Genomic DNA, 22,245 nt, shown 5'->3' with positions numbered 1-22,245 from the left:
TTACTTGCAAAGTCCTGTATGTAGTACTGCCATGACGCAAATAGTACTGAGTGCTGAGTAAAAAAGTGATGATTTTTGCAGGTGAACCTGCAAAAATCATCACTAGTAGAACTTACGCATTGACAAACTAGACAAATAATGCATTAAGAGAAATTAGGAAAAAATAAGCGATGGCTGCGCCAACGTCTTCTCTTCGAGACGCTGTGCGAACGACGAACGTTAACTATTAGGGGATTGGAAAGACGAATCGCATTGCTCCCAGTGCGTATGGCGGTGGTAATTAGGGGAAGCGTTATGTTAATTTCAGAACCCAATTGGGAAACATAAAGTACAAAATTGGGTATTTTTCTGTGATGAAAGCGGTTTTACAACACAGTGAGGAAGATTGTGGTGCTCCTTGTCTTGCAACCATAGCACAATACTATGGTAAAACTTTCGGTATTAACAAAATGCGGGAATTAGTAGGTACAGGTAAGCAAGGTACTACTTTGCTTAGTTTAAGACGAGGGGCGGAAAACTTAGGTTTTAATGCCCGTCCAGTGAGAGCAACTCCTGAATTAATAGAACGCTTGGATAGAATTTCTTTGCCTGCCATTATTCACTGGAAAGGATATCACTGGGTTGTATTGTACGCACATAAAGATAAGAAATATGTTATTGCTGACCCAGCGGTAGGTATTCGCAAGCTCAACCATCAAGAGTTATTAGAGGGATGGGCGAATGGTGTCATGCTGTTATTAACTCCAGATGAAACTCGTTTTTATCAACAGGAGTCGGATAATATAGACGGCTTCGGACGTTTCCTCAAAAGAGTTTTACCCTATAGCAAAATACTTGCGGAAGCGATCGCAATCAATATTGTCGTTGGACTTCTTTCTCTGGCTGCTCCTTTAATGATGCAGCTCCTCACAGATGATGTTTTGGTAAGGGGAGATATCCAGCTATTAACTACCGTAGCCATTGCGGTTATTACTTTAAATATTTTTCGAGCTGCTATTGGTATTGTTCAATCTCACTTGGTAGGACAATACGCTCAAAGGCTAGAGTTGGGATTAATTTTAGATTACGGGTATAAACTCCTCCGCTTACCCTTATCTTATTTTGAAGCCCGTCGTAGTGGGGAAGTTGTCAGCCGCATTGATGATATAGAAAGGGTTCATAATCTAGTTTCTCAAATTGTTTTGGGTTTACCCAGTCAATTTTTTATCGCTGTCATCTCTTTGGGAATAATGATTTTTTATAGTTGGCAGCTTTCTTTAGCTTCCTTATTTGTCTTTATAATAGTTATGGGTATTAATTGGCTGTTTTTACCAGCTTTACAACAAAAAACCCGTGCTTCTATTGTTTTAAATACAGAAATTCAAGGTTTTCTTGTAGAAACTTTTCGCGGTATCCAAATACTTAAGACTACCCAAGGTACTCCTCAAGCTTGGGAAGAGTATCAAGCTAATTACGGTCGCCTCGCTAATTTCAAGTGGAGTACCCTGAAGCTAGGATTTTACAATACCACCGTTACAACTCTATTCAATAGTTTAACAAATATTGGTTTACTTTGGTTAGGCAGCTACTTTGTAATTAATCGCACTCTAAGTATAGGTCAATTACTTGCTTTTAACGGCATGAGTGGAAATTTCTTAGGCTTTTTGAGTTCGGTGGTAGGCTTAGTTAATGAATTTATTACTGCTCAAGTAGTAATTCAGCGCCTTACAGAAGTCCTAGATGCTACAGCAGAGGATGAGAAAGATCGTAAAAAACCTTGGGCGGAAATTACTGCTGATACAGATATTGTTTGTACTAATCTGAACTTTCATCATCAAGGTAGAGTTGATTTATTAAAAAATTTCTCTCTCACCATTCCTGGGGGAAAAGTAACAGCCTTAATCGGACAATCAGGTTGTGGAAAAAGCACTTTAGTCAAGTTAATAGCCGGATTATATGACTTGCAATCTGGTAATATTCGTTATGGAATTTATAATCAGCAAGACATCTCTTTAGAATGCCGCCGTCAACAAATAATATTAATTCCTCAAGAACCGCACTTTTGGAGTCGTTCAATTATTGAAAATTTCCATTTTGCCTATCCTTCAGTTAATTTTGAACAAATCGTTAGAGCTTGTCAGATAGCTGGTGCCGACGAATTTATTAGCAATTTACCTGATAAATATCAAACTATATTAGGAGAATTTGGTGCAAATATTTCTGGAGGACAGAAGCAAAGATTAGCAATTGCCAGGGCAATTGTTACTAATCCACCAATATTAATCTTAGATGAATCTACAGGCGCTTTAGACCCAGTATTAGAAACTAAAGTTTTAGATAATTTATTAGCGGAGCGTCAGGATCAAACAACTATTATGATTAGTCACCGCCCTAGAGTAATTGAGCGGGCTGATTTTATTGTTTTGTTAGAAACAGGAGAGTTAAAGCTGACTGGTACTCCCAATGAATTACGTCAGCTACCTGGTCAGCACTTGAAATTTTTAACTCCTTAATATTATCAAGCAATTTTTATTTTATATGAGTTATGAATGATTATTATTTATCTTTTATCCTTCTAACTCATGCCTTATATTTATCATATATTCGTTATTAATCTCGCTTTTCTCAAAATAAATTGCAATACAGTTTCCTCTTGAGAGATAATATCAGCGCTTCCTTCCATTCCTAATTGGATAGCACATTCTTTCCCTGCAATCTTCAATATATAGTTTTCTGGTTTAATATTCACCTTGTAATTACCTGCTTGTGAAATTCCCCCCATCCCTAAAGAAGAGTTAGAAGAATTTAAATTAGATTGAGGTTCTATTGCATCTGGAGAAATGCTGCTCACTGTACCTTGTAAAGAGCCATAGTCGGGATATGGACAAGCAGATACGCGCATATACACTTTTTGTCCCAGCCGAATTTTACTGATTTCCTCAGAAGGAATATCGGCTTTGATTTCCAGTGGTGCTTCACTAGGAGCAATTTGGGCAATCATCTCTCCAGAAGCAATGACTTGAGAGATATTTCGTAGATTGAGTTGTGCTATTGTGCCAGAGGCAGAAGCACGAATTATGATATTTTGAAGTTCAATTTCTATTTGTTTGAGTTCTTTTTTGAAGCTGTTTAATTGGTTTTCTAATTCTGTTTGTCGTTGAATAAGCTGTTCTCTTTCTTGCTGAAGTCTAGATAAAGTTGCTCCCCCTCTAGCTTTTTCTTGAGCGATTCTTTCACGAGCGATCGCCACTCCTGCTATAGAGTTAAGGGTAGTTTTGGCTTTGTTTAACCTTGCTTGGGCTGCTTCAACAGCTCTTTGTTGCTTTTTTACAGTTTGCTTGTGAGCTTCTACTATTGCCAATTGAGATAAGAGTGCTTGTTGTTGTTGTTGAACTGCGAGAGTTACTTCTTCGTATGCGTCTTGAGAAAGCGCACCAGATTTGACTATCGGTTTATAGCGATCGCTTTTGACGATCGCTGCTTTGAATGAAGCTTGGGTTGCAAGTGAATTCGCTTGAGCCGACTTTAATTCTGCTTTGGCTGTTTCTAAATCATCTTGAACTAATTTTAAGTTAGCTACTGATTCTTCTACTTCCGTAGTGGTGCTAATTTGACTATTGCGATATTCCGTTTGAGTGCGTTGCAGTTCAGCTTGAGCAGCAAATGTGGCACGGTTTGTTAGTTCACTTTCTGCTTGAATCTGTCTATCTAAAGCAGAAATTTGAGCAGTTATTTGAGTTGATTGAACGGTAGTTTGTTGAATATTCCCAAGAAGTTGACTTTTCTTAGTTTGTAGGCGAGAGCCATCAAGTATAGCGATGATATCTCCTTGTTTAACTTGCTGATTTCCTTTTACTAAAATATCTTTTACTATCCCTTCTGTTGCAGCTTGTACTAAGCGCAGTTCTCCAGCTGGACGAATGGTAGCAGCTACTTTAACTGTGGTTTTATATTTGAGGATACTTGCAAGGGTAACGCCTGCAACAAAGGTAGCTATAAGTACCAAACCGCCAATAGTTGTCCATTTACCGATAGGAGGTAAAAAGTCTTCTGGAGTAGCAGCAGCTAGAGAGTTAAGATTAATTCCTTCTGGGTGAGGTATTGCTTTTTCTACCTTGGGTAAGGAATAAGAATTTGGGACGAGAGAGATATCGACATTAGTCATAGTTAAGTAGAAGAAGAAAAGTTTGAGAAGTTATAAAATTTGCAGTTGTACTTGAAGTGTAGTAAGCAAAAAGCTCTGCCTTTAGTTGTTTGAAGGAGGCAGAGCTTGAGTAACTGCATTTCTCGGCTAGAGTTGAGAAATAAGGTAGATAAGTTGTTTAAGTTTTGTTAGTCTAATTTCCGTCTATTTGGTTTTCTCCCACCATTCCAGTTGCTTCTAAAGCTAGCTCACCTGCTGTGTAGAGTCCAAGTGCTGTCATGCCTCCGGCCTGAGTCACTGCGCTGCCTGCATTATTCAAAGTTTTTATTGTGGCATGTGAAACTGTTTTTGTAACTTTCTTCCACCAACTCTTACCTCCTGTTAATTGTTCGCAGCATTCATCTGATAAGACTTCAAACAATTCTTCTTGGTTTTCAATTGTCAAGCTTTCATTTTTGTTTATAGACATGTTTAGTTATTCTCCAAAATCAAAAAATACAAAAGTTTACTTGTTAGGTATTGAGCCAGGAAAAATATAATTTTTTGGCTCTAACTATTAATTAGATTAATCTCAAATAATGTATCTGCACAGACTTGACAATTTACATTCTGAAAGATAGCAGCCACCATGACAACTTTTTGGCTCTTTATTCAGTATTTATCTGGCTCATTTTTCTGCTCTAAGTTTAGTAAGTAAATATCTATAATTTAATCGGGTATATAGCCTTTATCACTAGAACTATCAAGCTTTCAATATGCAAGATTTTTGACGTGTTTATATATTTAAACAATATTTATAAAAGAATCATGAATTAGTTATAGTATTACAGGATTTCTTTAAAGTTATTAATAAACTTTCTAAATTGTTTCTACCTATTTCCCCTGAAATTGATTGTCTAAGCAGGTATCAATTGGCGTAGATATAGCATAGCTGATATCAGGGGCAAGATAGGCTAAGAGTAGTACTTGAGTTTGTTAGAACCCAATCACCGAAACTACCTGACGCTTCTGCTCTGGCGTGACCTCCAGATAACGCTGCAACGTCTTGGGGTCGCTGTAACCTGAAATTTCTTGAATAGTTCAAAATAAATATCCTCGCGCTCTTCCATCTGTGTGAGAGCAGTTCACCTACTGGAGGACGGAAGCGAGGACTTTTCTAATGTCGTGTAACTACCATTAACCGACTCATACCAATTCACAATTCGCAATTCGCAATTCGCAATTAAAAAACTTAGATGCAGCAAAGCTTTCAGAGGTTACATCTGTATCAGATTTTTTGTGAAATGGTATCATAGGCGAGGCGATCGCCCGTAACAAGGTATTTCTACAGTTAGATTTTCAGCACAACAATGCAATGAAAACCCCTCAGCAGTTCTTAAGATTGCGTGAAAAAACTTACCTGCTACTGAAGATGTAATAAACATAAGGGGCGCACAGCTGGCTATGCACCCCTATGAATCACCTAACATTTCACCTTGCGAAAGTTTTGGGTTATGAAATCCACATTGCTTAGTAATGATTTAGGTTAATGCCAGCTTCTTTTGCCATTGCTTCTAACCCATTAATTTGTAAGGTTTTGATTGCTTTGGTAGACAGCTTTAATTTCACCCAGCGATTTCCGCCTTCCCACCAAACACGTTTGTTTTGCAGATTAGCGTGCTGAAGGCGTTTAGTACGGCGGTGAGAGTGGGAAACAGAAAAAGCGTTATTTGCCTTTTTACCAGTTAGTTCACAGCGACGGGACATAGCAAGTATCTCCAGATTGTTATTTTAATACAACCTTTCCATTTTAGGTCTTAGGCAACAGAAGTGGGGAGATGAGGGAGATAGGGGAGCAGGGGAAGCAGGGGAAGCAAGGGAGAAATAACTCCTAACTCCTAACTCCTAACTTCCCACTCAGCACTATTTACTTGCTTGTTCCGTCAGCTTGGTGAGTACCTCATTTGAACGCTCGACGAAGGATTTCATTCCCTCAGCGTCAAATCCTTTCTGAGACATCAGCGCTAAATCGTAGACATGTTGGCAAATCAAGTTGACTAACTGATCTGTAGACGATTCACCGTCACCTTGAATGATACTACCTTGGTTAATATTTGCCAGATTTTGAATCAGTGGGTGAGCAGTATTCACCAGCAAAATGTGATCTTCGGGAAACTCTGCTGACTGCTGCTGCATCATGGCGTTCATTTCCCGCAGGCGGCGGAGAATCTCTGGTAAAAGCACGATCGCAGGAGGTGTCCCTTGAGGATCGTCTGATTTCAAAGCTTCGGTACGGATGTTGAGTTTGGGTTTGTTGAGGGATTTCTCAAATAACTCTTTGATCGTCTCACTCCGAGTTTTGTTCGTCTTGGGATCAACAATTTCCGTAGCTTTGTCTTGCTCTAGCAGGGTATTATCTAAGTCTGAGTCTACCCGCGTAAACTTGACATCCTGATATTCCCGCTCTAGGAAGTTGATAAAGTGGGTGTCGATGAAGGAGTCCATAAACAGGACTTCCAAGCCTTGATTTTTGTGCAGTTCTATGTATGTAGCTTGGGTTGCTCCATCGGTGCTGTAGAAAACCCGGTTTTCGTGACGTTCTTTGTTACGTTCTAGATACTCTTTCAGCGTAGTATATGGGGCGCTGGGTGCTGAGTTCTCAGAACTGGGTGAAGGAGTGACATCTTGCCAAGCATCCCCGTCTGAAGATTGGACTTCAACCACTGGCGTTTCAGCAGCAACTTTTTCTGTCAGCTTGGCGGTAGTGCGGAAGACGATGATATCTTCGATTTGCTTTTTGAATTTCTCGTCGTTGAGAACGCCGAATTTTACAAAAGTGCCGAGGTCTTTCCAGGCGCTAATGTATTGTTCGCGGTTATCGCGGAAAAGTTCTTTAAGGCGATCGCCCACTTTTTTGGCAATGTAGTCGCCAATTCTCCGCACGGTGCGATCGCCTTGTAAGGCACTGCGCGATACGTTTAGGGGAATATCGGTGCTATCAATCACACCCCGCATCGGCATCAGAAATTGCGGGATAATTTCTTCGCAGTTGTCGCTAACAAAAACTTGATTACAAAATAGCTTGATCTGCCCTTTCGTAACATCTACATCCGGTTTCATTTTCGGGAAATACAAAATCCCATTGATGATAAAGGGATAGTCTGTATTTAGATGTACCCATAACAAAGGTTCTTCTTGAAAAGGATACAGATAGCGGTAAAACTCTAAATAATCTTCTTGAGTAAGATTACTCGGAGACTCTCGCCACGGCGCTTTTTGCTTATTTACTACTTCACCGTCCAGTTTAATTGGGACTGGCAAGAAGTCGCAGTAGGTCTTGACAAGATTCTTAATCCGTGCTGATTCGAGAAACTCCTCTTCTTCTCCTTGTAGGCTGAGAGTAATAGTAGTACCGCGAGTTGTTCGGGGCGAGTCTTCTAGGGTGAATGCTGGGGAACCATCACAAGACCAGTGAACCGCCTGCGCCCCTTCTTGATAAGATAAAGTATCAATTTCTACCTTTTGTGCCACCATGAAGGAAGAGTAGAAACCAAGACCAAAGTGACCGATGATCGGTTGATCTGATTTGCCTTCATACTTATGAATAAATTCTTCAGCACTAGAGAAGGCAACCTGATTGATATATTTCTTAACTTCATCTGCGCTCATCCCGATACCATTATCGGAGATGGATAGGGTTTTCTTATCTTTGTCAATGGCAAGTTCAATTTCTGGTTCGCCGATATCTCCAGCATAATCTCCGGCGCGGGATACCATTTTCAGCTTTTGGATGGCGTCTACAGCGTTGGATACCAGTTCCCGCAAGAAGATTTGGTGATCTGAGTAAAGCGACTTCTTAATGATCGGGAAAATATTCTCAGTATGAATACTGATAGTGCCTTGTTCTAGCATAATTGGTAGTTTTCGATGTTAGTATCTGAAACGATGATAGTAGGTAATACAACTTAGCCATCTGTTTTCCAGGATAAACCCGGAGAACATAGAAGGGTATGATACTAATTAGGATTTTAAAAGCATAACTTAAGCGACCGCACCTTTTTTGAGCATTGTTTACCACCATTTTCTGATTCGGATTTCCCTACTGCCGACTCCCGACTCCCCATAGATTGCTGTTTAAGTATTACTAGAATTCTTCTCCAACACCAAAAAATAGTGGTATGGATAACTGGGATCGATAAATTCTTGCTTAACTGTTAACCCAGCTTTGGCAACAGAGTTTAAAATCCGTTTTTTAGGATAACCTTTCAAACCCATTTCCCAGCAGTGTTCGTCACAGACTGGCGTTGTACTCCAGAATTTTGGGACATTGAATAGTAAATACCTTGGTCTACCAGAGAAAGAGGTTTTCACCTGAATCGAGAGGTATTGAGTGCAATAGGGAATCGAAATCACCAAAAATTTCTTAGTTGCTTTGGCAAGTTTTCTCAATGCTTTTTCTGACTCAGGGTAGGGGAAATGTTCCAGCACTTGAAACAGGACAATCGCATCAAATTTATCTTTTGGTAATGAAAAATCTGTAGTCAAATCCAAAATTATTTCTGGCTTGAGGCTGGAGTCAACATCAGCAGTGGAGACGTTGTATCCATTATTCTTCAAGATGTCTGTTAACAGAGAATTAAAAATCCCAATTTCCAGAACGTTTTTTACCTGATTACCCAACGAAAAAATTAGACGCAACTGGTGATGGTAACTGATGAGGCGATTTTTTGATAAATATTCTGAATTTCTAATATCTAACGAGCTGATGAGTTGCATAAATAAGCCTACCTAAGCTGAGAGATTAATAAATTTGGTGCGTATACAACTACAGGATTCCCGGAAAAATCATGAAAGTAACAGTACTTTGTTTCGTTTATATACAATACATCTCCTAGAAGGCTACGGTGTACACCATCTTGGTAATGAAGCCCAAACCTTGGATTTACCCCCCTTAAACCCCCCGATGCTTTGGGGGGAAATATCCGGTTCTCCCCCTTACTAAGGGGGAGTTAGAGGGGGTGAGAAGGACTTGTGTGTACACCTTAGCCTAGAAGGAGAGAGGCTTTGAAGGGGGATTTTCCAGGGCAAAATATCACTAACACCTAGCGTATTGGGTTAACGAGTAGGATTCTACGCGCTAAAGTATTTTGCTAATGGGTGATAAGCAATAATCGCAGTGGTAGACTGTTCTGGATAAAGTTGTTCGCTTTCATCCATATACAAGTTAATCCTGTCAGTCTGCAATAACTCCAGTTGTTTGTACTGATCCTGAATATTTGGACAAGCTGGATACCCAAAACTATACCGTGAGCCACGATAGCGTTGTGCTAATATATCCCGAATATTATCGGGTTCATCAGCAGTAAAACCTAACTCTCGGCGAATTCTAGCGTGTGTCCATTCAGCTACAGCTTCCGCTACCTGTACCGCTATGCCGTGGAAATACAGATAATCGGTGTATTGATTGGCAGCAAACAGCTTTTGGGCGAACTCTGTGGCAATTTCCCCTACAGTCACCGCCTGCATTGGGAAGACATCAATAATTCCCGACTCCTTCGGTGCAAAGAAATCTGCTATGCACAGCCGCCTTAAAGACTTCTGTCTGGGAAACTCGAAAGTTGTAACCTGCTGTGATTGGTTCCATACATGTAGAGAATTCCCCTCAGATTGACAAGGGAAATACCCGTAAATCACCTGGGGATGCAACAGATTCTCTTCAATAATTCGCTGTTTCCAAGTTTCTAAAACTGGGTAGACTTTCTCAGCTAAGAAAGCCTGATATTCTTCCTTAGATTGTTCCTTTGGTTTGCGGAATTGCCACTGTCCAGCAATTAAAGCTTGTAAATCCAAGTGCCAGAATATTTCCTCGATGGGAATATCACTAGGCTGCAATAACTTCGTTCCCCAAAAAGGCGGTGTGGGACGTTCAATATCTATCGCCACAGCATCAGAACGCCGCGTATCTACTTCTTTTGGTTCAGTAGATACTGTTTCCTTAGGAGTTGTGGTTACTGGTTCTTTATTACCATTAGTCGAAACTTCAGCGGTTTCGATTTCATTCAAAAATCCCTGCAAATCTTGCCAGTTATCAGCAGCTTTTGCTGGCATTAATTTATCCATGAAGTGCAAGTCAGAAAAGGCATCTTTGCCATAAACAACTTTACCTTTATAGGTTTTTTGGCAATCTTCATAGACAAACTTGGGAGTCAACGCCGCACCACCTAAAATTACGGGGACACTAATTCCCTTTTCGTTGAATACCTCCAAGTTCTCTTTCATGAAGGCGGTGGATTTTACCAGCAAACCACTCATGGCAATACAATCAGCTTTGTGCTGTTCGTAAGCGTTGATAATGTTTTCTACTGGCTGTTTAATTCCCAAGTTAATCACCTTGTAGCCATTGTTGGACAAGATGATATCTACCAAGTTTTTACCAATGTCGTGGACATCGCCTTTGACTGTGGCAATGATAAAGGTTCCCTTGGCATTGTTGCCTGATTCTGATTTTTCCATGAACGGTTCTAGAAACGCCACCGCCGCTTTCATGGTTTCCGCAGATTGCAAGACGAAGGGTAGTTGCATTTGTCCAGAACCGAATAATTCCCCGACAACTTTCATGCCATCTAGCAAGAAGGTGTTGATAATTTCTAAGGGGGGATGTTCTTCTAAGGCTTTTTTCAGATGTTCTTCTAAGCCAATGCGTTCGCCGTCGATGATATGGCGTTTGAGACGTTCTGGAATGGGGAGACTTTCATCTAAAGAGCGATCGCGTTTTGTCGTTACCCCAGCAAACACTGTAGTAAGCTCTCCCAAGGGATCGTAAACGCAAACATTACCCTCAAATTTCCGCTCATCATAAATCAACTGGCGACAGATTTCTTGATGGCGTTCCTCAATCTTGGAAAGCGGTAAAATTTTGTTAGCGCTGACAATGGCTGCATCCATTCCCGCCGTCGTCGCCTCGTGCAAAAACACTGAGTTCAGCACCATGCGCGACGCTGGATTTAAACCAAAGGAAATATTGGAAACACCCAAAATCACATGACATCCAGGCAATCCTTCACGAATTCGCCGAATGGATTCAATTGTGGCCTTACCGTTTTCTCGGTCTTCTTCAATCCCGGTGGAAATTGGTAACGCGAGGGTATCAAAGAATATTTCTGTGGGAGGTATGCCGTATTCTACAGCTTGACGGTATGCACGCTCTGCGATCGCAAATTTTTTGTCTGCTGTCCGCGCCATCCCGTCTTCATCGATAGTACCAATGACTACACCAGCACCGTACTTTTTCGCTAAATCCAATACTTTCAAAAAGCGCGGTTCCCCATCTTCGTAGTTGGTAGAGTTCAGCAAACACTTACCACCAGCAATCTTTAAACCTGCCTCCATCTTTTCCCATTCGGTGGAGTCAAGCATTAAAGGCAATGTCACATTATTAACAATGCGCGAAACTAATTCGTGCATATCCCGTACACCGTCGCGTCCCACATAATCGACGTTGACATCAAGGATATGTGCGCCTTCTTTTACTTGCGCCCTCGCCATTGAAACCAGTCCATCCCAATCTTCCGCGTTTAGCAAATCGCGGCACTTCTTGGAACCACTGGCGTTCAGACGTTCGCCAACAATCAAGAAGGAATTATCTTGGTCGTAGGGCTGAGTGGTGTAAATTGATGCTGCTGCTGGTTCTAAACTTGGCTGTCTAACTTTTGGCTTCAGGTCTTTAGCGACTTCTGCCAATTGTTGAATGTGTTCTGGACGCGTCCCACAGCAACCCCCAATCACTTGGACACCCAAATCTTCAACAAAGTGCATCAGCGCCATCCGTAATTCCAACGGGGTCAGGCGGTAGTGCGCTTGACCGCCGACGTTCTCAGGTAAACCCGCGTTGGGAATACAGGAAACAATGAAAGGCGAATGTTCTGCCAAATACTTGATATGTGGTTTCATCAAGTCTGGGCCTGTGGCACAGTTTAGACCGAGAATATCTATTGGGTAATGTTCCAGAATTGTCAGCACAGCGCTGATTTCCGAACCCACTAACATTGTGCCCATGCTTTCCATTGTCACAGACACCATCAACGGCCGGCGATCGCCTTTTTTGGCAAACACTTCTTCAATTCCATTCAGCGCCGCTTTAATTTGCAGCACATCTTGGCAAGTCTCCACCAGAAATAAATCGACACCACCATCCCACAGGGCTTCTGCTTGTTCAGCAAAAGTAGCTTTCATGGTGTCAAAGTCAATATGTCCCAAGGTAGGGAGTTTGGTTGTCGGGCCGATGGAACCTGCCACAAACCGGGGTTTTTCTGGCGTGGAAAATTCCGCAGCGACGCGCTTCGCCAATTCTGCGGCTGTCTTGCTGAGGTAGTAGGCTTGGTCTGCCAAGTCATATTCTGCCAGCACCAGGGACGTACTGCCAAAGGTATCCGTTTCAATGACATCAGCACCAGCAGCGAGAAAGTCGCGGTGAACCTTAGCGACAGCTTCGGGTTTCGTGTGGACTAAGTATTCGTTACAACCTTCATACTGTGGGCCGCCGAAATCTTCGGCTGTCAGGTTTTGGGTTTGCAGGTTGGTTCCCATCGCCCCGTCGAAGACGAGGACTGGGCTATCTGGACTACGCAGGCGTTCAAGGAAAGAATGAGTCATATTTTCCTAGAAGAAATAAGGAAATCAAGTGAGTCTTGTGATACTCCACTTACTTTATTATTTTCCCAAATTGTGATATTTTCGGCATCTTTTAATAAAGTCTGTTTTGCTGAAACTCACCATCCGCTCATTTTGACCTGATTTATCAAGGTTGGCGACGGCAGAATCAAGATTTCAGCGTGCTACCTCAAACTGGCCGACTTAAGGCGACTGGTATGAAAAGTTCTGAATCGGTCAACTAGTGTACGAATGACCTTCACTATTGTTCAAATTGACATAGGTGGGGTTTCACTGATTCTACACATAGTCAGATGAAATCTTTTCGCCAAGTTTCTTATCTTGGGATCACAGCTGAGAGTTGTCACTCAGTTCAGCTCAAAGATGGAAAAAACATCAGGAGTATAACTTGAGTCTTACTATGGATTTAAATTCTTTGTTCAATCTAAATACATTTATTGAATTATTACTGGGGATTAGTTTGAGCGCGGCGGCTGGCTTTCGAGTATTTGTACCACTGCTAGTATTGAGTGTGGCTTCAGTTTTTGGACATTTAGATTTGCCAACTAACTTTGATTGGCTGGAAACACCTCAAGCTGTAATTGTATTTGCCGTCGCTTGTTTGCTGGAAATTACTGGTTATTACATTCCTTGGTTGGATCATCTGCTGGATATAGTTGCCACACCTGCGGCATTTATCGCCGGGACAATTGTAACAGCATCTGTTGCTCCAGAGATGAATCCACTGGTGCAATGGACGTTAGCTTTAATTGCAGGTGGTGGAACCGCAGGATTAACTCAGGGATTAACGAATACATTGCGGATAAGTTCTACAGGCGTTTCAGGTGGATTAACCAATCCTATTGTGTCAACCATTGAGTTGATCATGGCAATCGCACTATCTGTGCTGGCGCTAGCTTTCCCAGTGGTAGCAGGAGTGATTGTGATTGGTTTTCTAATAATAGCTATTCAAAGAATCTGGAATTTCTTCTTCAATAAACCATCTTCTCAAACTAACGAAACCGTCTCTCCATCAAGAGAATTGGGATGAGTATTTATATAAACAGGCTGCAATTTAAATTGATTTAGAAAAGATAAAATTCTGTAAGAGATACTAAGTTTCGACCAGCTTTGTTGCAACTCCAGCTAAACCACCATCTGGAGTTTCTCCAACAATATAAACATCAATATTTGTTTGTGCAATACGATAAACTTAAACTGCATTGAGATTGTCTCGAAGGGTTTGCACAAGTCGTTGAAATTTAGGAACATCTTGCTTTTGTAATTGATTATGCTATTCTTATTCTTACGGGAAAGCGCGATCGCTGTATTTATTTTGGGCAGAAAATAGCGTTTACTAACTACAGCTATGTTTAAAGGATTTGGTTGCCCAAAGAAAAGGGTAGTGTTTGACGAGAATGAACTGACCACACGCGGTTCAATTAATGTTAGTACTTGTGCAAGAATCCACTTTTAACAATACAATAACAAAAAACTGCTTTGGGGCAGATCAGAGCAGTTTGAGCAGCATAGGTAGTCGAGCTTTTGTCGTTGGATTTGTAGAATGCTGATTCTGTCGTATAAAAAGTGCTGTAATAATTAAAAATTCGGAAACGCTTATAGGGTAGACTTTACAAGCCGCACTCACGCGAACGCAAGAGAAGACGGTAAGTCCAACGTATCCACCCTCTCCAAAATGTATATGCAATACGATCTGTGTCAAAGACTGGTAAGCTCCCTCTCAGATTTGGATCATTTTTTATACGTGAAGTTAAGTCGTCGATACCAATGTACTCGCCTCTTGTCGTTTCATTGTCTTTTACCGACGCCCACCCAACTGACTTAGCGAACCGTAAATAGGTTTTATAATCATTTTCTCGCGACTCAACTATCGCAGGGTTTGCTTTTATATCGAGTGGATTTCCCTGTTTAATCCATATTTCCTTTTGCACACTAAACCCAAAACGGTTATGTGAATTGGCGACCCAAAGTCTGTCTAGTCTTTGCAGGTCTCGACAAGAAAAACTATTAATATCGTCAGGAGTTAAATATTGTTCTTTTTCTTTTTTAGCAATATTGAGCATCAGTTGGGATGTTTGGGTATTTGCTGCTAACCAATTTTGAGACTTCAAAGAATTCTCAAGCTGAACATATAAATCTTCAGTAAGAGGTTTCTTAACCTGTTTTCTCAATTCTGATTCTGTATTATTTTTCGACAGCAGTTGTACAGCTTTAACTTCTGTTCCCATTTCTTCAAATGGGCTTTTAGTTAATGCCCCTAGAAATATTGTTCCTATGACTGTTAAAAGTAAAACAACAACTCCAAGCCGAATTCGTTTTTTTTTCATACCTTAGTCTATCGTTAAACTATTGAGTAAAGACAATAGCCGCTTTGTCACGAATCGGCTGATTCTCAACAAGATTGAAGAGTTATAAAGCTTATTTATCTGGATTATAGACCATTGTGTCACTTCACTATGGTGTAGAACCAAGAATCTGCGATCGCAATTATAAAGCGATCTTCGGGTGTGTTAGCGCGAAAGCGTAACGCACCCTTTGAACTCCGTTAATGAGTCTTTGATACTCGTGAGCGAGTCTTTTATACTCGCCGACGAGTCTTTGATATTCATGAGCGAGTCTTTGATACTCGTGAGCGAGTCTTTTATACTCGTGAACGAGTCTTTGATACTCGCCGACGAGTCTTTGATACTCGTGAATGAGTCTTTGATACTCGCCGACGAGTCTTTGATACTCGTGAACGAGTCTTTGATACTCGCCGATGAGTCTTTGATACTCGTGAATGAGTCTTTGATACTCGTGGATGAGTGAATGTTATTGCAAGGGATGCCATGTCTACAACGGGCTATGCCTATGCACCCTGCTAATTTAAATATTACAGCCGTTTCTACGCAGATAGAATACATTAATCTAGCCCCATTCTCCATAACCTGCAATACACTAATCTGGTAAATATCGCTACAGAGTTGGTGAGATTTGCAGATGACAAACGAAGAATTGTTGCAAGTTATTGAACAAGCTGCCAGGGAAAAGGAAACGGTGCTAGACCTCGATAGCAATCAACTCAGCAGCCTGCCGCCAGAAATCAGCCAACTCTCCAACTTGACTTGGCTATCCCTCAATAACAATCAACTCAGCAGCCTGCCGCCAGAAATCTGCCAACTCTCCAACTTAACAAGGCTAGACTTCTCTGCTAATCAACTCAGTAGCCTGCCGCTAGAAATCTGCCAACTCTCCAACTTGAATTGGCTATCCCTCAATAACAATCAACTCAGCAGCCTGCCGCCAGAAATCAGCCAACTCTCCAACTTGACTTGGCTATCCCTCAATAACAATCAACTCAGCAGCCTGCCGCCAGAAATCTGCCAACTCTCCAACTTAACAAGGCTAGACTTCTCTGCCAATCAACTCAGTAGCCTGCCGCTAGAAATCTGCCAACTCTCCAACTTGGATTGGCTATCCCTCAATAACAATCAACTCAGCAGCCTGCCGCCAGAAATCTGCCAACTCTCCAACTTAACAAGGCTAGACTTCTCTGCCAATCAACTCATCAGCCTGCCGCTAGAAATCTGCCAATTCTCCAACTTGACTTGGCTATCCCTTGATAACAATCAACTCAGCAGCCTGCCGCTAGAAATCTGCCAACTCTCCAACTTGACAACGCTATATCTCAATAACAATCAACTCAGCAGCCTACCGCTAGAAGTTTGCCAACTCTCAAACTTGACTAAGCTATCCCTCGATAACAATCACCTCAGCAGCCTGCCGCCAGAAATCTGCCAACTCTCCAACTTGACTTGGCTATTCCTTGATAACAATCAACTCAGCAACTTGCCGCTAGAAATCTGCCAATTCTCCAACTTGACTTGGCTATCCCTCCATAACAATCAACTCAGCAGCCTGCCGCCAGAAATCTGCCAACTCTCCAACTTGACTGAGCTATCCCTCTATAACAATCAACTTAGCAGCCTGCCGCCAGAAATCTGCCAACTCTCCAACTTGACAATGCTATACCTCGCTAATAATCAACTCAGCAGCCTGCCGCCAGAAATCTGCCAACTCTCCAAATTGATAATTCTATTCCTCGATAACAATCCACAATTAAGCTCGCCGCCGCTTGAAATTGTTGAGCAGGGAACGGAGGCAATTTTGACTTATCTTCGAGCCAGGTTAGAAGCTAAAGAGTAATATCTTTCTAAACTGCTAGTCGTTGGTGAAGGGGATGTGGGTAAAACATCATTAAGAGCGCTATACGATGAAGATTTTTACACCCACGAATCCACTACCCACGGCATTGAAATTAAATGGCTTTTAACAGAACTATTGCAGGGATTATCAAGGTATATTTGACTAGAATTAAGGTATTATAGCGATTATTATTTGGATACCATAAGCGGTAGGGGTTTACAGAAGTGCGCCTCTACGACTGACACGCCAGTTTAGCTATAAATTAATATCTACGGTTTTACGGGTATTAGAAAAATGAAGTTTACAGACTGGGTGACTAGAGTGCTACTAATCTGGCTGATGTTCGCCACTCTAATAGTAGTGCTGCTAATTGGACGAGCAACAAAATTACACAACAATCCGACAATATCCCGTACATCCAATCCACAGGTTACAGCTTTCAGTCAATATCCTCAGGCGCAATTCCAATTAGCGAAAGAGCCAGAGAAGAAATTTCAAAATGTTATCAAGTCCCCAGTCAAGACTAACAAATCTGTAGCAAAGTATGTAACCACTCAAGCTTTTGCACAGTACAGACCTAATTATCAAGTTGCTTCGGTTGATCCAAGTAACTATGGAGAACGGTACGTTCAAGATGTTAACGGCGTAACTCTCCACAATCAACCAATTATCGTCCTCCATGAAACTGGTTATTCTGCTTCTAGCGCAGTTAATTTCTTTCAAGTAGCCCATACTGATGAAAGTGTGCAAGCAAGTTACCATGCTTTAGTCAAGTTAGACGGAACAGTGGTTTATCTAGTACCGCCAGAAAAGCGGGCTTTTGGTGCGGCTAACTCAGTATTTGAGAGTTCCGAGGGAGTGGAAACTGTGCAGACTAATCCGAATTTGCCAGCGTCTGTGAATAATTTTGCTTATCACGTTTCTTTAGAAACACCGCCAGATAGTTATGACGCTAGCAGCCAACAAACCCATAGCGGCTACACGGAAGCTCAATATCATTCTCTTGCTTGGTTAATTGCTCAAAGTCAAGTCCCAGATCATCGCATCACTACGCACCATTTAGTAGACCGTTCTGGTAAAAAAGTTGACCCGATAAATTTTGATGGTCAGAAATTTCTCAGCTTGCTTAATACTTATCGTCAGGTTAGACCAATCTATCGAGTCAGCAAATAATTCAGGGTTTTTGCAAAATTAAGAAGAAACGAACTGCAAACGACGCAAAGGAATAGAAGCAAGAGAGAGAAGAAATGCTTAGTACAGCTTTGCGTAAAATCGTGGCGAATTGAGGGTTGAAATTTAAACGCAAAGGGGCGCAGAGGTAAGCGCAGAGTCACGCAGAGAATTCGCTACGAATTAATGAAATGCTGTACTTAGTTTAGCTTTTAAAGTTGCTCAAGGAGGCGCGATCGCGTCAAAATAAGAGTTAGACGCTGTAACCTAACTTAATAATGACCCCAACGCAGCTTGAGCAAATTTCCCCTCAACCAACACCGCCAAATGAGCGGGGATATGAATATGATTTGGCAATTGTCGGCGGTGGGATTATTGGGTTAACTCTAGCCTCTGCTTTAAAAGATTCTGGCTTGAGTATCTTGCTGATTGAGGCTTCATTGACATCAGTGGCGGTAGCGAAGGGACAAGCTTATGCAGTTCATCAGCTTTCGTCGCTAATTTATCAAGGAATTGGCGTTTGGGACAAAATGCTGCCGCAAATCGCCAAGTATTGCCGAGTTCGTCTTTCAGATGCCGATTATCCTGATGTGGTGGAATTTACCACAGATGATATAAATACAGCAGAGTTGGGTTATGTGGCGGAACACCAAGCGCTGTTGCAGCCGTTGCAAGATTTTGTCCAAGATTGTCCAAATGTGACTTATTTGTGTCCGGCGGAAGTGGTAAATACGCAGTACCAGCAGAATATAGTCGCCATTGATATTAAAATTGCCGATCAACTAAAGACAGTCAAGAGCAAATTAGTTGTAGCAGCAGATGGATCGCGATCGCCAATTCGGCAAGCGGCTGGAATCAAAACCTCTGGCTGGAAATATTGGCAATCTTGCATTGTCGCCATTGTCAAACCAGAAAAATCCCACAATAACACGGCTTACGAAAGATTTTGGTCTAGCGGCCCCTTTGCGATTTTACCTTTACCGGGGAACCGTTGCCGCATTGTCTGGACAGCCCCCCACGAAGAAGCAAAAGCTTTGTGTGCTTTAAATGACGAGCAATTTTTGGCAGAACTAAGCCGCCGCTATGGCGATCAAATGGGGAAACTGGAATTACTAGGGGATCGCTTTGTTTTTCAAGTGCAACTCATGCAAAGCGATCGCTATGTTCTCCCTCGACTAGCATTAATTGGTGATGCGGCGCACAATTGCCATCCCGTCGGCGGACAAGGTTTAAATTTGGGTATTCGGGATGCCGCAGCTTTGGCGCAAGTAATTCAAGCCGCGCATAAGGCGGGTAAAGATATTGGCGATATTCAGATTCTCAAAGGTTATGAACGCTGGCGCCAGTTAGAGAATCTGGCGATTTTAGGTTTTACCGATTTGTTAGATCGGATGTTCTCTAATAATTTCTTCCCTGTGGTGGTGGTTCGTCGTCTGGGTTTATGGTTATTGCAGCGAGTACCTATATTAAAAGTATTTATGCTGAAATTGATGATTGGCTTAAAGGGGCGGACTCCAGAATTAGCAAAACGATAAAGCTTGAGAACGCGATCACTGATATGTTTACTTGATTAAATTTGCAAAAAGTTAGCGATCGCCTGCGGTAATGGCAGAATAATTACAATCAACAAAGCCATTGCCAGTAACCCCCAAACGTCACGTTTGTTATCCAATTCAGTGACATCATTCAGTGCAGGTTCATCAATCAACGGCATAAATAATAAGATAATCGCCCACACCAAAAATTCTTCTCGAACTAAAGAAAGTAACAGCAACAACACACGAGCAATTTGACCAATTACGATCGCAGTTCGTTGTCCAAACATCGCATGGACAATGTGACCTCCATCTAATTGTCCCACAGGCATTAAATTTAATGCCGTGACAACTAGTCCTAAAAAACCTGCTACTGCAACTGGATGCAAGTCAAGGGCTGATTTTGCTGTTAACTGACTTCCTAAAGCTAACTTCGAGAGTAGCGCCAGTAAAATTGAATACTTGGGATTGAGGGCATCAGGATTTAAAAGTTGGGTTTTTTCAGTCAGGGAAACTATATCAGAATGAGCCAAACCCCATATTAGTAATGGCAAGGTGACAACAAAACCTGCAAGTGGCCCAGCGATACTAATATCAAATAAAGCTTTGCGGTTGGGAATGGGACTACGCATCTGAATAAATGCGCCAAATGTTCCCAAGAAGAAAGGTACGGGGATAAAGTAAGGCAACGTCGAGCGAATCTTGTAGAATCTAGCTGTCAAATAATGTCCAAGTTCGTGAATGCCTAAAATAGTCATCAGTCCTAGAGCATAAGGCAATCCCTTGAATAAGACATCTGAATTAGATAGAAGTTTAAACAAAGATCCAATTTGCCAGATAGGCGGCAGAGTAACACCAGCATTTTGCACTCCCACCAAGGTAGTAGTGATCAAAGTAGCTGCTAGTAGCATCAGCGCTAATCCTGGTCGAGTTAACCGTTCTTGGTTGCGTCGTGGTGTATTTGTTTGTTTCGCAGCTTGAGTGTTAGGAACCAGCACAAAGAAAGGTTTGCCATTGAAACCTTCTTGAAAGATTAGCAAGAAGCGATCGCCAAATTGTGCTTCAATATTAGTTTTAATCTGCTGGTAAGCGTTGCTGGCTTTAGTTCGCAACTGACCCCGGCAAATCACAGATTGTGGTCGATACTCAATATTTTGAACGTAGTATACAGACCAAGGAAAACAATTTCGTAGTTTGGTTTCTTCTGTTGGTTCAATGGGACGCACTATTGGTTCTGGGGTAGGCTGGATAGTCCGCTGCGATTCTGAGGCTTGGGTTTGGGCTTCGTTGGTCTGTGTATCTCTTGGTACTTGACGCCCCCATTGAAACAATACCCAGTACAAGACTGTGCAGACAAATACCGACCACAGGATCAGCCCTGGCGGTGGAGATTGTTTCGTACCGTAGATTAGCGTCCATCCACTCAACAGGAATGCTGGTGTCATTAAAACCAGCCACAACAACCATACTGGTGTGCGGGTGATGCGAGCAACGCTGCGCTGCACCATTAGATAAGTAGCTAGCCCCAGCAGCAGGATAAACAGAAACCAAAATGCCATATTATCTTCAGTAATTTTAACAAAACGCCCCACCAGTAGCTTCAGCACCATAGCATTAACTACAAGGCAGACCTCAAATCCCAATTTTTTTCACAACGGTTAACAGTGCTGGTTAACGCTCAAGTTTCAATTCTTGAGAATTTCCGCACTGTAATCAAATTGTCCACGACTCCTCAGTTTCGGTTCTTTGATTATGTGCCCTTTACCTCAACAGCCAAGTCATACAACTAAGCCGCCACGGGCTGTCTTCCCTGACGAAGTTCTCAGCACAGGTTCTCTGCAATCGAACTTCGCACAAGAGAGTATTTTTGCCTTTCCACCCAATCGGGACACATTTGGGGGAACCTCTTATTTTATTGTAAGAAATGAAGGCAATATCCTCATAGATTGCCCTGCACTAGAAAAAACAAATCAAGATTTTTTGCGATCGCATGGAGGCGTGCGTTGGTTATTTGTCACCCATCGCAGCGCCATTGGCAAGACTGCTGAATTTCAGCAAGCCTTTGGCTGCGAGGTGCTGATTCAAGAGCAAGAAGCGTATTTATTACCAGGCTTAACCGTAACTACCTTTAGGCAAGAATTTAATCTTGATACCGCAACACAAGTAATTTGGACACCAGGGCATTCTCCTGGCTCATCATGTCTCTACTACAGTGAACTTGGAGGTATATTATTCTCTGGTCGCCATTTACTCCCTAACCCGCATGGTCAAGCAGTACCATTACGGACAGCTAAAACCTTTCACTGGCCAAGACAAATTCAGAGCCTTCGATTATTGTTAGAACGTTTTACACCAGAAACTCTCCAGTATATTTGTCCTGGAGCTAATACAGGCTTTCTTAGAGGTAAGCGGCTCATAGATCGAGCTTATCAACACCTCGCCTCTCTGGATTTACCAGCTTTGTTGGGGATACAACCCCTTTAGGGACTTCCAAATAATAAAAATATCCCATCGCTTTTAGGGCAGGGGGCAGGGAGCAGGGAGCAGGGGGCAGGGGGCAGGGGGCAGGGAGCAGGGAGCAGG

The 22,245-nt window shown here is 42.0% G+C and carries 16 protein-coding genes; 7 read left to right on the top strand and 9 right to left on the bottom strand.

What is annotated here, in order from left to right:
* Positions 1-353 precede the first annotated feature (353 nt).
* On the top strand, positions 354-2,492 hold the full coding sequence (locus tag HWQ58_RS27540; protein WP_292870534.1) for a peptidase domain-containing ABC transporter: 2,139 nt from the start codon (positions 354-356) through the stop codon (positions 2,490-2,492).
* An 83-nt stretch (positions 2,493-2,575) separates the two neighbouring features.
* Here HWQ58_RS27540 and HWQ58_RS27535 read toward each other — a convergent pair whose 3' ends face one another.
* From HWQ58_RS27535 to metH, 6 genes are all read right to left on the bottom strand, one after another.
* Complete coding sequence (locus HWQ58_RS27535) at positions 2,576-4,144, bottom strand: HlyD family efflux transporter periplasmic adaptor subunit (protein ID WP_292870009.1); 1,569 nt, start codon at positions 4,142-4,144, stop codon at positions 2,576-2,578.
* 172 nt (positions 4,145-4,316) lie between these two features.
* Complete coding sequence (locus HWQ58_RS27530; protein ID WP_292870006.1) at positions 4,317-4,592, bottom strand: hypothetical protein; 276 nt, start codon at positions 4,590-4,592, stop codon at positions 4,317-4,319.
* 1,040 nt (positions 4,593-5,632) lie between these two features.
* Positions 5,633-5,869 (bottom strand): 50S ribosomal protein L28, encoded by a 237-nt coding sequence (gene rpmB, locus HWQ58_RS27525; RefSeq protein ID WP_292870003.1) that lies wholly within the window; start codon positions 5,867-5,869, stop codon positions 5,633-5,635.
* Positions 5,870-6,025: 156 nt separating this feature from the next.
* Positions 6,026-8,014: a molecular chaperone HtpG gene (gene htpG / locus HWQ58_RS27520; protein WP_292870000.1), complete on the bottom strand. Its 1,989-nt coding sequence runs from the start codon at positions 8,012-8,014 to the stop codon at positions 6,026-6,028.
* Positions 8,015-8,236: 222 nt separating this feature from the next.
* On the bottom strand, positions 8,237-8,878 hold the full coding sequence (locus HWQ58_RS27515; RefSeq protein WP_292869997.1) for a methyltransferase domain-containing protein: 642 nt from the start codon (positions 8,876-8,878) through the stop codon (positions 8,237-8,239).
* Positions 8,879-9,232: 354 nt separating this feature from the next.
* Positions 9,233-12,754: a methionine synthase gene (gene metH / locus HWQ58_RS27510; protein ID WP_292869994.1), complete on the bottom strand. Its 3,522-nt coding sequence runs from the start codon at positions 12,752-12,754 to the stop codon at positions 9,233-9,235.
* A gap of 418 nt (positions 12,755-13,172) precedes the next feature.
* Here metH and HWQ58_RS27505 point away from each other — a divergent pair, with 418 nt between their 5' ends.
* A complete protein-coding gene (locus HWQ58_RS27505) occupies positions 13,173-13,802 on the top strand; it encodes a DUF4126 domain-containing protein (protein ID WP_292869991.1) in 630 nt (209 codons plus the stop codon).
* Positions 13,803-13,865: 63 nt separating this feature from the next.
* Here HWQ58_RS27505 and HWQ58_RS27500 read toward each other — a convergent pair whose 3' ends face one another.
* Positions 13,866-13,955, bottom strand: coding sequence for a nuclease A inhibitor family protein (locus tag HWQ58_RS27500; protein WP_292870531.1), 90 nt, complete (start codon positions 13,953-13,955; stop codon positions 13,866-13,868).
* Between the two features lie 427 nt (positions 13,956-14,382).
* On the bottom strand, positions 14,383-15,099 hold the full coding sequence (locus tag HWQ58_RS27495; protein WP_292869988.1) for a GUN4 domain-containing protein: 717 nt from the start codon (positions 15,097-15,099) through the stop codon (positions 14,383-14,385).
* 652 nt (positions 15,100-15,751) lie between these two features.
* Between HWQ58_RS27495 and HWQ58_RS27490 the strand changes: the two genes are divergently transcribed.
* The 4 genes from HWQ58_RS27490 (at position 15,752) to HWQ58_RS27475 (ending at position 19,662) form a co-directional block, all read left to right on the top strand.
* A complete protein-coding gene (locus HWQ58_RS27490; protein ID WP_292869985.1) occupies positions 15,752-16,957 on the top strand; it encodes a leucine-rich repeat domain-containing protein in 1,206 nt (401 codons plus the stop codon).
* Positions 16,958-16,993: 36 nt separating this feature from the next.
* Positions 16,994-17,119 (top strand): hypothetical protein, encoded by a 126-nt coding sequence (locus HWQ58_RS27485; protein ID WP_292869982.1) that lies wholly within the window; start codon positions 16,994-16,996, stop codon positions 17,117-17,119.
* A 132-nt stretch (positions 17,120-17,251) separates the two neighbouring features.
* Positions 17,252-18,130, top strand: a complete 879-nt coding sequence (locus HWQ58_RS27480) for a peptidoglycan recognition family protein (RefSeq protein WP_292869979.1) — start codon at positions 17,252-17,254, stop codon at positions 18,128-18,130.
* Positions 18,131-18,405: 275 nt separating this feature from the next.
* Positions 18,406-19,662, top strand: a complete 1,257-nt coding sequence (locus HWQ58_RS27475; RefSeq protein ID WP_292869976.1) for an FAD-dependent hydroxylase — start codon at positions 18,406-18,408, stop codon at positions 19,660-19,662.
* A 35-nt stretch (positions 19,663-19,697) separates the two neighbouring features.
* On the opposite strand, the gene HWQ58_RS27470 is transcribed toward HWQ58_RS27475, so the two are convergent.
* A complete protein-coding gene (locus HWQ58_RS27470; RefSeq protein WP_292870528.1) occupies positions 19,698-21,221 on the bottom strand; it encodes a site-2 protease family protein in 1,524 nt (507 codons plus the stop codon).
* Between the two features lie 193 nt (positions 21,222-21,414).
* Between HWQ58_RS27470 and HWQ58_RS27465 the strand changes: the two genes are divergently transcribed.
* Positions 21,415-22,146: an MBL fold metallo-hydrolase gene (locus HWQ58_RS27465; RefSeq protein WP_292869973.1), complete on the top strand. Its 732-nt coding sequence runs from the start codon at positions 21,415-21,417 to the stop codon at positions 22,144-22,146.
* Positions 22,147-22,245: the final 99 nt, after the last annotated feature.

The sequence above is a fragment of the Nostoc sp. LPT genome (assembly GCF_017115165.1).
Lineage (GTDB): Bacteria > Cyanobacteriota > Cyanobacteriia > Cyanobacteriales > Nostocaceae > Nostoc.
The sequence above is the reverse complement of the archived record's forward strand: the minus strand, read 5'-3'. Positions and strand labels throughout refer to the sequence as shown.

Coding starts and splice junctions, on each gene's coding strand:
- HWQ58_RS27535 (WP_292870009.1), bottom strand. CDS start 4,144: ATGACTAATGTCGATATCTCTCTCGTCCCAAATTCTTATTCCTTACCC.
- HWQ58_RS27505 (WP_292869991.1), top strand. CDS start 13,173: ATGGATTTAAATTCTTTGTTCAATCTAAATACATTTATTGAATTATTA.
- HWQ58_RS27480 (WP_292869979.1), top strand. CDS start 17,252: ATGAAGTTTACAGACTGGGTGACTAGAGTGCTACTAATCTGGCTGATG.
- htpG (WP_292870000.1), bottom strand. CDS start 8,014: ATGCTAGAACAAGGCACTATCAGTATTCATACTGAGAATATTTTCCCG.
- HWQ58_RS27490 (WP_292869985.1), top strand. CDS start 15,752: ATGACAAACGAAGAATTGTTGCAAGTTATTGAACAAGCTGCCAGGGAA.
- HWQ58_RS27530 (WP_292870006.1), bottom strand. CDS start 4,592: ATGTCTATAAACAAAAATGAAAGCTTGACAATTGAAAACCAAGAAGAA.
- HWQ58_RS27540 (WP_292870534.1), top strand. CDS start 354: ATGAAAGCGGTTTTACAACACAGTGAGGAAGATTGTGGTGCTCCTTGT.
- HWQ58_RS27515 (WP_292869997.1), bottom strand. CDS start 8,878: ATGCAACTCATCAGCTCGTTAGATATTAGAAATTCAGAATATTTATCA.
- HWQ58_RS27475 (WP_292869976.1), top strand. CDS start 18,406: ATGACCCCAACGCAGCTTGAGCAAATTTCCCCTCAACCAACACCGCCA.
- rpmB (WP_292870003.1), bottom strand. CDS start 5,869: ATGTCCCGTCGCTGTGAACTAACTGGTAAAAAGGCAAATAACGCTTTT.
- metH (WP_292869994.1), bottom strand. CDS start 12,754: ATGACTCATTCTTTCCTTGAACGCCTGCGTAGTCCAGATAGCCCAGTC.
- HWQ58_RS27470 (WP_292870528.1), bottom strand. CDS start 21,221: ATGGCATTTTGGTTTCTGTTTATCCTGCTGCTGGGGCTAGCTACTTAT.
- HWQ58_RS27495 (WP_292869988.1), bottom strand. CDS start 15,099: ATGAAAAAAAAACGAATTCGGCTTGGAGTTGTTGTTTTACTTTTAACA.
- HWQ58_RS27465 (WP_292869973.1), top strand. CDS start 21,415: ATGTGCCCTTTACCTCAACAGCCAAGTCATACAACTAAGCCGCCACGG.